The organism is Arhodomonas sp. SL1 (assembly GCF_052060015.1).
Taxonomy (GTDB): domain Bacteria; phylum Pseudomonadota; class Gammaproteobacteria; order Nitrococcales; family Nitrococcaceae; genus Arhodomonas.
In genome coordinates this window covers 184,771-199,647 of the sequence record NZ_JBPODZ010000002.1, presented here as the reverse complement: position 1 = coordinate 199,647, position 14,877 = coordinate 184,771, and the positions used below count along the sequence as shown (strand labels likewise).

Below are 14,877 nucleotides of genomic sequence, written 5' to 3'. Positions count from 1 at the left end.
CCTGCAAGCCGTGTCAGCCGAGCCCGTGACCGGGTAGGTCCGCAGAATCCGCGCTGGCCACCCGATTCCGTCCCTCGCGCTTGGCATTATAGGTGCCCGCGTCCGCCCGGCGGATGAGCGACTTCACGTTATCCTCCTCGCGCAGGTCCGCCACCCCCACGCTCATGGTAACGTGCTCGGCGACGGGGAATTCCGCCGTGGCGACGTTGCGCCGGAGCTCTTCGGCCACCACGCGGGCGCAACCGGCGTCGGTCTGGGGCAGCAGGATGATGAACTCTTCACCGCCCCAGCGCACCAGAAGGTCGCTGGCACGCAGCCGCTCGCGGATCACCACGGCGAAACGCTCCAGGACCCGGTCGCCCAACTCGTGTCCGTGGTGGTCGTTGATGCGCTTGAAGTGGTCGATGTCGGCGAGCAGCAGCGACAGGGGGTGGCCGTAGCGGCGCGCCTGCTCGATGGCATGCTCGAGGATGGGCACGAAGCCGGCACGATTGAGCGCGCCGGTGAGGGCATCGTGGGTGGCGGCGCGCTTGAGCTGCTCCTCCAGGGCCTTGCGGCGGCTGATGTCCATGAGTACCCCACGGAAGAGCCGTCCGGGCTGGGGGTCGCTGGCCGCCACGGCGTGTCCGAGTACCCAACGCACCCCCTGGGCCGTCTCCACCCGGAACTCGACGTGCCACTCGCCGTTATCGGGACGGTTGGCCGCTCGTGTGGCCGATTGCAGGGCGGTAAGGTCATCGGCGGGGATCCGGGCGGTAAGCGTGGCCGGGTCATTGGGGGACTCGTCGGCACGGAGGTCGAAGAGGCGGGCGACGCCGTCACTGACGTACGGCAGGGACTCGCTGCCATCGGGCATCCGACGGTACTCGAACACCGCACCCGGTATGGTGTTGGCGATGTCGCGCAGCCGGGTGCGTTCCGCCTGCAGGGCAGCCAGGGCCCGTTTTCGTTCGGTAATGTCCTCGGCGATACCGTCGATGACTTCGGTGTCGTCATCCCGGGTGAGCCGCGCGGTCAGCGCGATCCAGCGGGGTTCCTCGCCCGTCGCCGTCCGCATCTCCACTTCCCGTGCCCGGACCTCGCCGTCGTCCCGCAGGGCCTGCATGAAACGGTCCCGCTCGTCGGCGTCGGCGAACAGGGTCTCCAGGGCGCGGCGACTGGTGCGGCCGAGTGCCCGCGTGCCGAGGCTGGTGCGGAAGGCAGGATTGGCCTCCAGCTCCGCCGTCTCGCCGTGCAACCGTGCCCGGAACACCGCTACCGGCAGGTCGTTGAAGACGCGTCGGTAGACCTCGAGGCGCCGGCGGTAGCGCTCCAGGCGCCGGTGGAGATCGAAGAAGTCATTCGCCCGGCGGGCGAGAAGCCGCATCTCCGCGCCGCCTACCTCGGGGGCGCGCTGCTCCGTGTGACCCGCATGCTGGGCGCGCAGGGCGCGGTAAACACGTCGCAGGGGGGTGAGAAACTGGGTGCGCACCATCAGGTAGGCCATCGCCATGAACACGGCCGCGCCCAGGGCGGTCCAGGCGGCCTGCATGGCGGCGCTGGTGCTGGCCTGGGCCAGCGGCTGGCTGCCGTCCATCACCACCACGACCCGTCCCCCGGCCAGGGACTGTCCCACGGCGGTGGTGGGGTTGGTCAGCCATAGCCGGGAGATGGCCACCGCCTGCCGCGCCTCCGGTAGCCAGTGGGTGAGGCTGTCGTCGTCCAGGGGGCGAGTCAGCCAGGGGCCGACGATGGTGTCCCGGAGCTCGGCCACCGGACGCTCGCGCCACGCATGCCGCGAGCTCGCCACCACCTGGTTGCGCGCGCCGTCCACCAGGGCCACGGCGCGGACCTGGTGGTTGGCGGCGACGGTCAGGACAAAGCGTTCCAGGGCGTTGAGGGAGGCTGTGGTCTCGGCGGCGTAGTTCATCACCCGGGAGAGGTTGAGGGCCTCCTTGCGCAGTGTCTCCACGGCCTCCGCGCGCTTCTGGCTATAGGCGCTGTAGCCGATGGCCGCCACGAACACCGCCGAGAGCAGTAGCAGGGAGGCGGCGAGCCGCACGCCGGTCCTCTCCCAGGGGCGGATGCCCTCGTGCATCACTACCTCGCCTCCGTGACCAGCGTGGGGTTCAGCAACGCCTGCGGGTCATGGCGGTCGGCATCGCCGTCGAACAGGGCCACCGCGTCCTCGCTGCGCCGCAGGGCCCGCGCCAGGCAGCCGTCCTCGCCCCAGCAGCGCTGCTGCTCGTTGAGCCCGAGCATCTCGATGCCGCGTAGCGAATCGGCCACCATGTGGGTCGCCTCGCCGGAGCGCCGGGCCAGCAGCGTCACGGCACGGTCGGGGTGTTGTTCCGCCCATGCCAGGGCCCGTTGATGGGCGCGGAGCAGGTGCACCAGCGCCGCTCGGTGGGCCTCGATGGTCTCGGTCCGGGCGATGAGCACGTCGATCACCGTCTCCGGGGCCTCGCTGGTGTCGAAGATGCGGCGCACGCCCTCCAGGCGTGCGATGCGCTGTGCCCGGGGCGGGTAGCTGACCACCGCGTCCACCTGACCGTCGGCGAGGGCCTGGCGCATCTCCGCTTGGGGCATGACCACCAGCTGGAGGTCATCGACGGCCAGGCCGGCCCGGTCCAGGGCGGCAGCCAGGACCAGGAGGTTCACCGAGCCCGGTTCCACGGCCACGCGCCGGCCGGCCAGCTCGGCCGGGCCGTCGAGGGGGTCCCGGGCCAGAATGCAGTCCGCCCCCACCGAACGGTTGAGGGCCATAATGGCCTGTACGCCGAGGTCCGCCTCATGGTGGATCTGCACCAGCTCCATGGTGGTGCCGCCGATCAGCTCGACCTGCCCGCGCTCCAGGGCCCGGCGGGAGTCGGCGAGGGAGGCCGTGTCCACGAACTCCAGATCGATTCGGTCGTCGTCGATGAAGCCCTGTTGCTGGGCGATGTAGAAGTAGCCGTAGCCGGGCCAGGGGTTGGTGGCCAGGCGCAGGGTGGGTGTCTTCGCCCCGTGCTCGGAACAGGCGGACACGGCGAGGACGACGCATACGAGCATCGCCATGGTGCAGTGGCCGCGTGCCATGCATTCCCCCGTAGTCATTCAGCTCGTCATTATTCCGGTGGCAATCTACCGCATTATTTCCCTGTTGCAACGGAGCATCTTGGGGGCAGGAATGCACAACACCCCGCGGCAGCACGCTGCCACGGGGTGTCAACGAGGTGTCGCCGGAGGGCGTCGCTCAGCGGCGGTTGCGGTCGAACTTCGCCTCCAGGCCCTGCCAGACGTCGATGTAATCGCGCTGGCGGAAATCCGCCTCCACCGCCTGCTCGGTGGGCAGGAATACATACCGGGACTCGAACATGAAGGCCAGCGTGTCGCCCTGGTAAACCGGCTCCAGCGGCATGGTGGAGGCCTTCTCGAAGGTCTCGGTATCCGGTCCGTGGGGGGTCATGCAGTTGTGCAGGCTGGCCCCACCCGGCTCGAAGCCCTCGGCCTTGGCGTCGTAGGCCCCATGGATGAGCCCCATGAACTCGCTCATTACGTTGCGGTGGAAGTAGGGGGGGCGGAAGGTGTCCTCCGCGACCATCCACCGGGGCGGGAAGATGACGAAGTCCACGTTCGCCGTCCCGGGGGTGTCGGTGGGGGCGGTGAGCACCGTGAAGATGGACGGGTCCGGGTGGTCGAAACTCACCGTGTTGATGGTGTTGAACCGCGCCAGGTCGTACTTGCAGGGATGGTAGTTGCCGTGCCAGGCGACCACGTCCAGCGGTGAATGGTCGATGCCCGCGGCCCAGAGGTTGCCACAGAATTTGGCCACCAGCTGGAAATCGCCGCGCTCCTGCTCGTAGGCGGCCACAGGCGCGAGGAAGTCACGCTGGTTGGCCAGGCCGTTGGCGCCGATGGGACCGAGATCCGGGATCCGGAAGAACGCCCCGTAGTTCTCGCAGATATAGCCCCGGGCATGCTCGCCGGCCAGGCGCACCTGATACTTCAGCCCCCGGGGAATCAAGGCGATCTCGCCGGGGCGGACGTCGACGATGCCCATCTCCGTGGCGATCTCCAAGCCACCGTCCTGGGGCACGATGAGCCATTCGCCGTCGGCGGAGTAGAAGTAGCGCCCGTCCATGGATCGGTTGGCGGCGTAGAGGTAGACCCCGCAGCCGGCCTGGGCGTGGAGGTCCCCGTTGCCGGCCACGGCAAACAGCCCCTCGATGAAATCGGTGGGCGCCTCCGGGAAGGGCATCGGGCTCCAGCGCATCTGGTTCGGGTCCGGGCGGCCCTGGGTGGGTGCCTGCAGGTGGCCGAGCTCGACGGGCTCGAAGGGCTGCTGTACCACCGAGGGCTGGATGCGATAGAGCCAGCTGCGCAGGTTTTGGTTGCGCGGCGCGGTGAACGCGGTCCCGGAGAACTGCTCGGCGTAGAGGTCATAGGGGCAGCGCTGCGGGGAGTTGCGCCCCACGGGCAATGCACCGGGTTCCGCTTCCGTTTCGAAGTAATTGCGGAACCCGCTGAGATAACGGTGGTCATCCTGCGGCATGTCGGCCTCCTCCTCGATGGGTTCGACGGGCCCTACCGGCCCATGCCGCGGAATGGTACCGCCATTTAGTTTTGAACGAAACTACCGTTCGGGGGCAGTCTCCCCAAGGCGTGCGAGCAGCAGTGATATGGCCTGGCGCTGGGTCTCGGAGAGGCCGCCGAGCAGCCGCTCGGGGGCGTCGCTGTCGAGGCCGTGGAGGGTGTCCAGGCATTCCTGACCCGCGGCGGTGAGGCCGAGGCGTGCCACCCGGTGGTCGGCGGGATCCGTGCGGCGCCAGATCAGGCCACGCTCGCGCAGGCGGGTGATGGCACGGGTCACCCGGGGCGGCTCCATGCCGGCGCGGCGGGCCACGGCGCCGGCGGAGACGGTCCCCTCGGCCTCGAGCACCGCCAACACCCGCCAGTCGGCGAGCCGAATCCCGGCGGTCGTTCGGCAGGCGCGATCGAGGGCCGCCTGGATACCGTCGGCGAGGGTGCACAAGGAACCGGGGAGGAGGTGATGGCTTGCGCTTTCGCGCCGGGTGGCTAAGGTCATGGGGGAGATCCGTCCGTCGCTTGACTTCGATTTCGCCTGAAACTACTTTCCGGGAGCCTAGAGGCCGCCCCGACGGCAGGCCATGATCGACATCAAACGCGGAGGCAACATGAAACTCGCTTCCCTGAAACGGGGGCGCGACGGCGCGCTACTCGTCGTATCCCGCGATCTCTCCCGTGCCGTGGAGGCCACCGATGTGGCGCCGACGATGCAGGCGGCGCTGGATGACTGGGCGAACAAGGCGCAGCCGCTGCAGGCGCTCTACGAGCAGCTCAATGCCGGCAATGTCGACGGTGCCTTCGAGTTGGACGCCAACGCGCTCGCTTCCCCCCTGCCCCGGGCCTATCAATGGGCGGACGGCAGCGCCTACGTCAATCACGTGGAGCTGGTGCGAAAGGCCCGTGGGGCGGAGATGCCGGAGAGCTTCTGGCACGACCCGCTGATGTATCAGGGTGGCTCCGATTCCTTCGTGGGGCCCCGGGATCCCATCGTTGCAGCGAGCGAGGACTGGGGGATCGACTTCGAGGCCGAGCTGGCGGTGATCACCGGTGACGTGCCCATGGGCGTGGAGCCCGCGGCGGCCTCGCAGCACATCAAGCTCCTGATGCTGGTCAACGATGTCTCCCTGCGCAACCTCATCCCCGGTGAGCTGGGCAAGGGCTTCGGGTTCTTCCAGTCCAAGCCGGCCAGCGCATTCTCGCCGGTGGCGGTCACCCCCGACGAGCTCGCCGACGCCTGGGACGGGGTCAAGGCACACCTGCCCATGGTGGTGCATCTCAACGGCGAGGCCTTCGGCCGCCCCAATACCGGCGTGGATATGACCTTCGACTTCGCGGAGCTCATCGCCCACGCGGCGAAGACCCGGGAGCTGGAGGCGGGGAGCATTGTCGGTTCCGGCACCATCTCCAACTACGACCGCAGCCTCGGGTCCTGCTGCCTCGCCGAGCGGCGCATGCTCGAGAAGCTCGAGCACGGCGAGCCGAAGACGCCGTTCATGCGCTTCGGCGACCGGGTGCGCATCGAGATGTTCGGCAATGACGGCGCCACCATCTTCGGGGCCATCGAGCAGTCGGTGGAGGAGTACCGGGGCTGATGCGGCTCTACGACTACTACCGCTCCACCGCCGCCTACCGGGTGCGGATCGCCCTGAACCTCAAGGGTATCGGCTACGAGTCGGTGCCTGTGAACCTGCGCGAGGGCGAGCAGGGCGGCGCGGCCTACGCCGGGATCAACCCCCAGCGGTTGGTGCCGATGATCGAGGACGATGGTCTGCGCCTGGGCCAGTCCCTGGCGATCTGCGAATACCTTGAGGAGCGCTATCCGGAGCCGCCGCTGCTGCCTGCCGATCCCGGTGGCCGGGCCCGGGTGCGGGCGTTGGCGCAGATGGTGGCTTGCGATATTCACCCGGTGAACAACCTGCGGGTGCTGAAGTACCTCACCGGGACCCTGGGCGTCAGCGACGATGATCGGTTGGCCTGGTATCACCATTGGATCCACGAGGGCTTCCGCGCCATCGAGGCCATGCTGGCGGAGGATCGCAGCGGGGGCTTCTGCCACGGGGACAGTGTCACCCTCGCCGACGTCTGCCTGGTGCCCCAGGTCTACAATGCCCACCGCTTCGAGGTGGATCTCGGGGATTACCCCCGAATCCGGGCCATCAATGAGGCCTGCCTGGCGTTGCCCGCCTTCGACGCCGCCCGCCCCGAGCGTCGGCCGGACGCGCTATAAACGACCCTAGGGGGGCGCCCCCGCGTCCTCCAGCAGGCGGAGGAAGTCCGGGGCGGGGATCGCGGGCGCGGCCAGGAAACCCTGGAAGAGCAGGCATCCCTCCCGTTGCAGGAACGCGAGCTGATCCTCGGTCTCCACGCCCTCGGCGAGCACTTCCAGGCCGAGGGCATTCCCCATGGCGATGACCGTGGCGGTCAGGCGTGCATTGCGGGTGTCAGCGGGGAGGTTCCGGATGAAGCGGCGGTCGATCTTAATGGTGTCCGCCTCAAGGTCCTGTAGATAGGCCAGCGCCGAGTAGCCGGTGCCGAAGTCGTCGATGGCCAGGGACACCCCGAGGTCTTTAAGGGCCGCGATGGCCTCCCGCGTCCCGGCGTCCGGGGAGACCAGCAGGCGCTCGGTGAGCTCCACCTCCAGGGCCCTGGCCGGCAGGCCATACATCCGTAGGCGCTCGGCCACCTTGTCCACCAGGCGGGGATCACGGAATTGGGCGGCAGAGAGGTTGACGGCTATCCGTGTCTCGCGGTGGCCGCGGGCGTGCCATTCCGCCGCGGCGGCGCAGGCGTGGTCCAGGACGTACTCGCCGAGGGCGAGGATCAGGCCGCTGTCCTCGGCGGCGGGGATGAACTCCTCCGGCGGTATTGCGGCGCCGTCGGGACGAGCCCAGCGGGCCAGGGCCTCGGCCCCGATCACCCGGCGGTCGGCCACGGCGAGCAGGGGCTGGAAGTGCACGGCGAGCTCGCCGGCATCGAGGGCCTCCCGCAGGCCGATGTCCATTTCCAGGCGGCGTTGCGCGGTGCGGGTCAGCCCGGGCCGGTAATACACGTAATCCCCCCGGCCCCGCGCCTTGCTGTCATACATGGCGGCCTCGGCGGCCTGCAGTAGCGCCGCCGCGGTTTCCCCGTGGTCGGGGAACAGGGCGATGCCCACGCTCATGCCGAAGGAGGCCTGCTGGCCGGAGGATAACGTCAGCGGTGCCGCGGCCCGCTCGATGAGCGCCTGCGCCAGGTGACCGGCGTCAGCGTCGCTGTGGAGATGCTCCATGACTACGACGAATTCGTCGCCACCGTGACGGGCGAGCAGGTCCTCGCTGCGCACCCGTTGTCCGAGGCGCTCCGCGATGCCCTGGAGCACTTGGTCGCCGGCCTGGTAACCGAGGCTGTCGTTGATGTCCTTCAGTCGCGCCACGTCGCAGAGCAGGACGGCCAGGCGATCCCCGCGCTGGCGGCTGCCCGCGAGGCGCTCGTCCAGGAGGCTGCTGAGGAGTGTCCGGTTGGGCAGACCCGTGAGCGGGTCGTAGTGGGCCAGGTGTTCCAACTCCGCCTCGGTCTGCTTGATTCGCGAGAGGTCGGAGAATACCGCCGCGTAATTGATCAACCCGCCGTCATCGTCATGGATGGCCGTGATGCTCAGCCATTGGGGATATAGCTCTCCGCCCTTGCGGCGGTTCCAGATCTCGCCCTGCCAGTGACCCTGCGCCTCAATGTTCCGCCATATGGCCTCGTAGAAGGCCTCGTCGTGGTAGCCGGAGGAGAGGATGGCCGGGGTCTTGCCGAGGACTTCCGCTTCGCTGTAACCGGTGATTCGGGTGAAGGCCGTATTAACGCTGATGATGCGCCGGTCCGGGTCCGTGATGATGACCCCCTCCCGCGCGCTGGCGAATACGTGGGCGGCCTGACGCAATGACTTCTCATAGTCCTGCCGCTCCAGCAGCGCCACCACCCTTGCCGCCACCATGTCGAGGAGATCTCCCTCCTCGGCGAGAAACGGGTCGCTTTCCCCGGAGGCCAGGTTCGTCGGGTACCCCACTACGATATGGCCCAGCTCCCGATCATCGGACCGAAGGGGCCGGCTCAGGGAGTGCTCCATGCGGTCGACGGCGGCGTCGCTGCAATAGCGTTGGCCATCGCCCAAGGACACGCAGGCAACGGCCTCGTTCGGATAACGGAAGCCTTGGGGCAGGGCGTCGGCCACTCGTTGCAGGGCCTCGGCGGTGGAGAGGTCGGGCCGCTGGAGTGCCGCGTTGATGCGATTGAGGCAGTCGAGTTCCTTGAGCCGCTCCGCCAGTTCCGCGGCGATGAGGCTCGGTTCCTGCGGGTGGCCTGTGCCCTCCGCGGGTGGGTCGGGTCCGAGTATCACCAGGCGGAGGTGGTCCAGGGGGGCGGGGAGGTCCGATAGCCGGCCGCCCAGGCCCCGCCCGTCTCTGCCGCGGGGTTGAATGGGTACGCCCCCGTCGGGTTCCGGGTACTGCGGCGGGGCGTCGAACAGTGCGGAGAAGGGCAGGTCCGCGAGGCCCCCGGAGGTGCTGCCGAGGCAGTGGGCGGCCGCCTCATTGGCGAAGATCACCACCCCGTCGCTCTTCCGGACCAGCAACACCGGCGTGGGCAGGCGCTCGAGCAGCACCCGCACCTCCCGCGGCAGTTCACGATGCCTACCCGTTCGCCCCATGCCTGCATTCTGGCCGACCTGGGTGGCGAGTGCCACCGCTATGGCATCTGTGCGCCCGCCGCCGGATGGCGTACCCTTCGCGCCATGCTCGACGACGACCAGAAACGGGTGGTGGCCCACGAGGACGGGCCGGCTGCCGTGCTCGCCGGTGCCGGTTCGGGGAAGACCCGCTGTACCACCGAACGGGCGGTGCGCCGACTCACCGAGGCCGGCGTGGACGGTGCCTCCATGGTGTTGCTCACCTTTACCAACAAAGCGGCGGGGGAGATGCGTGAGCGCATCCGGGCCGGGCTGCCGGCCGGCCTCGAGCTGCCCTGGATCGGCACCTTCCACAGCTTCGGCAACCAGCTGTTACGCCGCTGGGGCAGGCATATCGGTGTGCCCGCCAACGCCACCCTGATGGATGCCGATGACGCCCGGCGCATGCTCGACGCCCTGCTTGCCGGTCCCTTCTCGGATCGCGAGCGCCGGCTCCAGGCTCTGGAGGCGGTGGATGCGATCAACGCCCGTGGCCTGGATGTGACCGAGGAGGCAGACCTGGGTACCCTAGTCGACACCGCAGGGGAATATGGCTTCGGGCCGGTGGCCAGCGCCCGGCTATTGGAGCGGTTGCGCCGTTTCGAGCGGGAGAAGCGCGAGGCGGCGGTGATCGATTTCGCCGACCTGATCATCCTGCCGGCGCGGCTGTTGCGGCGCTACCCGGAGTTACAGGGGCACCTCGCCGGCGAGATCCGTGATCTCACCGTGGACGAGGCCCAGGATACCGATGCGGCGCAGTTCCGGCTGCTGGAGCGGGTGGCCCCGGCGAATCGCACGGTGATGCTGGTGGGCGACGACGACCAGGCCATCTACGAGTGGCGCCACGCCCGCCCGGAGAACCTGCGGACCTTCATCGAGGGCTGGTCCGCTGCCGTCTACCGGCTGGAGCGCAATTACCGCTCCACCCCTGCCATCGTCGGCGGTGGGGTCGCCCTGGTGCGCCACAACAGCGCCCGCCTCGACAAGGAGCCTTACGCGGTGCGCCCGGGGCCGTCGGACGACCGCGTGGCCCTCCATCATTACGACACCGTCCCGGACATGGCGGAGGGCGTGGCGGCCCGCCTGGCGGTGGCCATCGCGGAAGGGGTGCGCCCGGATGACCTGGCGGTGCTCTACCGCAAGAACCGCATGGGTCGCGAGATGGAGGCGGCGTTGTTGCAACAGGCGGTCCCCTACCGGATCAAGGCGGGTACGGACCTGCTCGCCCACGCCGATGTGCGCATGATGCTCGCCGCCGGGCGCCTCGCCGCGAATCGCCGGGACATCCGGGCACTCTCGCGGCTTGCGGAGCTGGTGCCCGGGCTCGGGGCCCGGGGTGTCAGCCGTCTGCTCGGCAGTGGCGGGGATCCGCTGGAGGCGGGGGGCGCGCTGTCGCCCCGGGCCGCTGAGGGGGTGGAGGTGCTGCGCCGCGCCATCGATGATCTCGCCGCGCGCGGCCCGGAGGCGTTGTTCGACTGGTGCCGCACCACGCCCCTGATCCACGACTGGCTACATCGGCGGGCGCGGCGTGGTACCCGGCAGGACAACACGGACGTCGAGCGCGCGTTGCGGCCCGTGCATGCCCGGCTGCGTGCGGTCCAGTCGGCGATGCGCCGCCGGCTCGATAGCCTGCCCGAGGAGGCCGATGCGCTCCGGCGTTGGGCGAGCGCCTTGGAAGTGGTGAGCGGCGGTAGCGACGATGCCGACGCTGGCGAGGGGAAGGTGACGTTGTGCACGGTCCACGCTGCGAAGGGGCTGGAATGGTCGGAGGTGCACCTGTTCGGCTTCTCGGAAGGGCTGATGCCAATGGAACGCGACGGCGCAGTGGACAATCTGGCCGAGGAGCGCCGTCTCGGCTACGTGGCGATTACCCGGGCCCGCGATCGCCTCGTCCTCCATCATGCGGACCGGATGCCCGCCAGGGCGGGCCAGCCGGCGCGGCGGTTGGTCATGTCGCGCTTCCTCGCCGAGGTGGAAAGCGGCCAGCCGGTCTCTGTGGTTGATCGGCGCCAAGGGGCTGTTGCCGTGGAGCCGGACAATAGCGGCGGCCCGCGGGACTGGCTGGCGGAGATGCGCCGGGCCCTGGGCTGAGGGCGCGCTTGACATTTTCGGTACGCGGCCGTTAACTATCAGCATGATGCGCGTGAATATCGCAACCACCCTCCTTCTCCGACTCCGGCACCTGCTGCCGGGGCTGCTTCTGCTGCGCCTTGCGCGCAGCTGAATTACACCCCATACCCCCAATCGAACGAATCTCTTTCCCCGCCAATCGGCGGGAATCGCGGACCTACGCGAGGAGCCAGCGGCTATGACGCCCGGTACCATCAACGGACAGCGACGACTGATCAGCGGTCAGCGGGCCACGGAATTGTGGCTGCCCGCTGGCCACGGCATCGCCACATCCCCGATAATCCGCTAACGGGAATCAGGAGTACCCAGCGATGTTGTCCGATCCGTCCAAGAAATACCGCCCCTATCGTCCGATTCAGCTCATTGACCGCACCTGGCCGGACGCGAGCATCGACGCGCCGCCGGTGTGGATGAGCACCGACCTGCGCGATGGCAACCAGGCATTGTTCGAGCCCATGGGGGTGGAGACCAAGCTGGAGATGTTCCAGATGCTGGTCTCGGTGGGTATCAAGGAGATCGAGGTGGGTTTCCCCTCGGCCTCCGAGATCGACTATACGTTCGTGCGCCGGCTCATCGAGGAGGACCTCATCCCCGACGACGTGCGCATCGAGGTGTTGACCCAGGCGCGGGACCACCTCATCGAGAAGACCATGGAATCCCTGCGCGGGGTGCCGCGGGCCATCGTCCACCTCTATAACGCCACCTCGCCGGCGTTCCGGGAGCTGGTCTTCCACCTCGACCGTGACGGCAGCCGGGAGGTGGCGATCAACGGTGCACGGCGCATCAAGGAGCTCGCGGCGCAGCAGCCCGAGACGGAGTGGACATTCCAGTACAGTCCGGAGACGTTCTCCGCGACAGAGCTGGACTTCGCCCGCGAGGTGGTGGACGCGGTCACCGAGGTCTGGGAGGCAACGCGGGACAATCGCGTGATCATCAATCTGCCGGCGACGGTGGAGATGTCCATGCCCAACATCTTCGCCGACCAGATTGAGTGGATGCATCGCAACCTCGCCCGGCGCGACGGCATCATCCTCAGCGTCCATCCCCATAACGACCGGGGTACCGCCATCGCCGCCGCCGAGTTCGCCGTGATGGCCGGTGCCGACCGTGTCGAGGGTTGCCTGTTCGGCAACGGCGAGCGCACCGGGAACGTGGACCTGGTGACCCTCGCGCTCAACCTCTACACCCAGGGGGTGCACCCGGGGCTCGACTTCTCCCGTATCAATGACGTGGCGCGCACGGTGGAGCAGTGCACGCAGCTGCCCATCCATCCGCGCCATCCCTATGTGGGGGACCTGGTGTTCACCGCCTTCTCTGGCTCCCACCAGGATGCCATCAAGAAGGGCCTGGCCGCGCAGGCGCCGGATCAGCCCTGGCGCGTGCCGTACCTGCCCATCGATCCCGAGGATCTGGGCCGGACCTACGAGTCGGTGATCCGGGTCAACAGTCAGTCCGGCAAGGGCGGGGTGGCCTACCTGCTGGAGCGCGACTACGACCTCACCATGCCGCGGCGCATGCAGGTGGAGTTCAGCAACGTCATCCAGCGGGTCACCGACAGCACCGGTGCGGAGATCCGCGCCGACGAGATGTGGGAGATCTTCCGCCGCGAGTATCTCGAGCTCGATCACCCCGTCGACTATATCGGGCAGAGCCTCTTCGACGTGGACGGCCGTCAGGGCATTCGCCTGAAGGTCCGCGAGGATGGCCGCGAGGAGGTGCTCACCGGCGTCGGTAACGGCCCCATCGACGCCCTGCTTGATGCCCTCGACGCGGACGTGCGAGTGCAGCATTACGAGGAGCACTCCATGGGCCGGGGCTCCGATGCCCAGGCGGTGTGCTTCGTGGAGCTATCCTGTGAGGGGGTCCCCGGCGATATCTTCGGCGTCGGCATGGACGGCAATATCATCAGCGCCTCGGTGAAGGCGGTGATCAGCGGTATCAATCGGATCTGGGCCCGCCTGCCGGAGGACCGGCGAGGCGTCCTGCTCGGCCGCGCCGGCCACGACCGGCGCTTCGCCTGAGGCGCCGGCGGCCGTGAGTGGTAGCGGCATGCTGCCGTTACCACTCCCGCTGCATGGCCAGGAAGGCCATCGAGGCCGACCAGGTGACCAGCGCCAGGCCGGTGATCGCCTCGGTGCCCACTAGCATTCGGACCGCCCCTTCCGGCGTGATGTCGCCAAAGCCCAGCGTGGTGTAGGTGACCGCGGAGAAGTAGACGTAATCGAGCAAGCTGGTCACCGGCGTGCCGGTCAGGGCACCGGTGCCGTCCAGGATCAGCAGCAAGTGGTAGCCCAGGGCGAACAACCAGATCTCGGCGACATGCGCGCCGAGCATCGCCAGGATGACCACGACCATGCGGCGCGGGGGTGGATGGCGTATCCCGGTATCCACGAGGCGCCTCCAGACCAGGTTGAGGCACTCGTAATGGATGACCACGCACGCCCCCACCAGGATCAGCGTGGTGACCACGACCGTCCAGTGGGGGACGCTCGTCAGGGCCTGGGCGAGGGTAGTGGTTTGTTCTTGCACCAGAATCTGTGAACAGGGCCACGAGCCGGGCTTGCGTTCACGTTGCCCGGGCTGCGAAGCTTTAGCGCTTGATGGGCAAGTTTACAACGGAGAATGCCAGAGTGTCTGCCGTGAATGGATCATCCAACGGGACCGCCAAGGGTTCGGGTTTCTGGCTGTTCGCGAGCAATTTCTTCAAACATCCCACCATGCTCGGCTCCATCATCCCGAGCTCCCGACATCTCATCGAGCGCCTCCTCGCGCCGGTGGACTGGTCCCGTGCCAAGCGTGTGGTGGAGTACGGCCCCGGCGTGGCCACCTTTACCCGGGCGCTGCTCGAGCGCATGCCCGAGGACGGCGAGCTGCTGGTGATAGAGCTCAACGAGGATTTCGCCCACTACGTCCGCGAGCGCATCCATGATCCCCGGCTGACCGTGGCCCATGCCTCCGCCGGCGAGCTGGATCGCTGGATGGAGCGCCTCGGGTGGGAGGGGATCGACTATATCGTCTCCGGCATCCCCTTTAGCACCATGCCTGCCCACGTGCGTGACGAAATCCTTCGAAAGACCCGGGATGGGCTGGCCGAGGAGGGTGAGTTCCTGGTTTTCCAGTTCTCCAACGCGGTCTTCCCCTATCTCAAGGAGAATTTCGACGAGGTCGACCGGGGCTTCGAGTTGCGCAACATCCCACCGGCCCACTGCTATCGCTGCCGAGCCGACGGAGCCTGAGGGAAGGGTGTCGCGCCCGCCGGATCCGGCGGGCACAAAAAAGCCCGCGTTCGCGGGCCCAATGTTTTTTGCTTTGTAGCCTCTCCCCCCCTTGGCCGACTAGCCCGATCTGTCGCCGGGCTTCGCCTTCAAGGTTGGTGTCGATCTTACCGTACAAGTCAGCGGACGCAAGCATGAGTTGTGACGCGATGCACCATGCCTATGGTTGTGATCGTGAATTCCTATCGTGACTAGGTATTCACATCCCTCGGAGTTCGTGTATACTGCATTGCA

11 protein-coding genes are annotated in these 14,877 nt (G+C 68.0%); 5 read left to right on the top strand and 6 right to left on the bottom strand.

Annotated elements, in window-relative coordinates; all coding sequences use genetic code 11:
* Positions 1-13 precede the first annotated feature (13 nt).
* The 4 genes from ACQ754_RS04715 to ACQ754_RS04700 form a co-directional block, all read right to left on the bottom strand.
* Complete coding sequence (locus tag ACQ754_RS04715) at positions 14-2,077, bottom strand: sensor domain-containing diguanylate cyclase (RefSeq protein ID WP_440995843.1); 2,064 nt, start codon at positions 2,075-2,077, stop codon at positions 14-16.
* 2 nt (positions 2,078-2,079) lie between these two features.
* Positions 2,080-3,057 (bottom strand): ABC transporter substrate-binding protein, encoded by a 978-nt coding sequence (locus ACQ754_RS04710; RefSeq protein WP_440995842.1) that lies wholly within the window; start codon positions 3,055-3,057, stop codon positions 2,080-2,082.
* Between the two features lie 157 nt (positions 3,058-3,214).
* Positions 3,215-4,513 carry a homogentisate 1,2-dioxygenase gene (gene hmgA / locus ACQ754_RS04705; protein WP_440995841.1) on the bottom strand — a complete coding sequence of 433 codons (1,299 nt, stop codon included), beginning with the start codon at positions 4,511-4,513 and terminating at the stop codon, positions 3,215-3,217.
* Between the two features lie 81 nt (positions 4,514-4,594).
* Entirely contained in the window at positions 4,595-5,047 is a 453-nt protein-coding gene (locus ACQ754_RS04700; protein ID WP_440995840.1) for a MarR family winged helix-turn-helix transcriptional regulator, read from the bottom strand.
* Between the two features lie 109 nt (positions 5,048-5,156).
* Between ACQ754_RS04700 and ACQ754_RS04695 the strand changes: the two genes are divergently transcribed.
* Complete coding sequence (locus ACQ754_RS04695) at positions 5,157-6,140, top strand: fumarylacetoacetate hydrolase family protein (RefSeq protein ID WP_440995839.1); 984 nt, start codon at positions 5,157-5,159, stop codon at positions 6,138-6,140.
* Entirely contained in the window at positions 6,140-6,775 is a 636-nt protein-coding gene (maiA, locus tag ACQ754_RS04690) for a maleylacetoacetate isomerase (protein ID WP_440995838.1), read from the top strand. The genes ACQ754_RS04695 and maiA overlap by 1 nt, the downstream gene beginning before the upstream one ends.
* Positions 6,776-6,781: 6 nt before the next feature.
* Here the strand turns inward: maiA and ACQ754_RS04685 are convergent, their stop codons facing one another.
* Entirely contained in the window at positions 6,782-9,220 is a 2,439-nt protein-coding gene (locus ACQ754_RS04685) for an EAL domain-containing protein (RefSeq protein WP_440995837.1), read from the bottom strand.
* Here ACQ754_RS04685 and ACQ754_RS04680 point away from each other — a divergent pair.
* The gene (locus ACQ754_RS04680; protein WP_440995836.1) at positions 9,200-11,329 is read left to right on the top strand and encodes an ATP-dependent helicase; all 2,130 of its coding nucleotides are present in this window, start codon (positions 9,200-9,202) and stop codon (positions 11,327-11,329) included. The two genes, ACQ754_RS04685 and ACQ754_RS04680, sit on opposite strands and share 21 nt — an antisense overlap.
* A 350-nt stretch (positions 11,330-11,679) precedes the next feature.
* Entirely contained in the window at positions 11,680-13,389 is a 1,710-nt protein-coding gene (gene leuA / locus ACQ754_RS04675) for a 2-isopropylmalate synthase (RefSeq protein ID WP_440995835.1), read from the top strand.
* 37 nt (positions 13,390-13,426) lie between these two features.
* On the opposite strand, the gene ACQ754_RS04670 is transcribed toward leuA, so the two are convergent.
* Positions 13,427-13,897, bottom strand: coding sequence for a potassium channel family protein (locus tag ACQ754_RS04670; RefSeq protein ID WP_440995834.1), 471 nt, complete (start codon positions 13,895-13,897; stop codon positions 13,427-13,429).
* A 101-nt stretch (positions 13,898-13,998) separates the two neighbouring features.
* On the opposite strand from ACQ754_RS04670, the gene ACQ754_RS04665 reads away from it, so the two are divergent.
* Complete coding sequence (locus ACQ754_RS04665) at positions 13,999-14,604, top strand: class I SAM-dependent methyltransferase (protein ID WP_440995833.1); 606 nt, start codon at positions 13,999-14,001, stop codon at positions 14,602-14,604.
* Positions 14,605-14,877: the final 273 nt, after the last annotated feature.

What these genes read in the sequence shown, in the direction of transcription:
- ACQ754_RS04715 (WP_440995843.1), bottom strand. Translation starts at nt 2,077, where the DNA reads ATGCACGAGGGCATCCGCCCCTGGGAGAGGACCGGCGTGCGGCTCGCC.
- ACQ754_RS04710 (WP_440995842.1), bottom strand. Translation starts at nt 3,057, where the DNA reads ATGGCACGCGGCCACTGCACCATGGCGATGCTCGTATGCGTCGTCCTC.
- hmgA (WP_440995841.1), bottom strand. Translation starts at nt 4,513, where the DNA reads ATGCCGCAGGATGACCACCGTTATCTCAGCGGGTTCCGCAATTACTTC.
- ACQ754_RS04700 (WP_440995840.1), bottom strand. Translation starts at nt 5,047, where the DNA reads ATGACCTTAGCCACCCGGCGCGAAAGCGCAAGCCATCACCTCCTCCCC.
- ACQ754_RS04695 (WP_440995839.1), top strand. Translation starts at nt 5,157, where the DNA reads ATGAAACTCGCTTCCCTGAAACGGGGGCGCGACGGCGCGCTACTCGTC.
- maiA (WP_440995838.1), top strand. Translation starts at nt 6,140, where the DNA reads ATGCGGCTCTACGACTACTACCGCTCCACCGCCGCCTACCGGGTGCGG.
- ACQ754_RS04680 (WP_440995836.1), top strand. Translation starts at nt 9,200, where the DNA reads ATGCCTACCCGTTCGCCCCATGCCTGCATTCTGGCCGACCTGGGTGGC.
- ACQ754_RS04685 (WP_440995837.1), bottom strand. Translation starts at nt 9,220, where the DNA reads ATGGGGCGAACGGGTAGGCATCGTGAACTGCCGCGGGAGGTGCGGGTG.
- leuA (WP_440995835.1), top strand. Translation starts at nt 11,680, where the DNA reads ATGTTGTCCGATCCGTCCAAGAAATACCGCCCCTATCGTCCGATTCAG.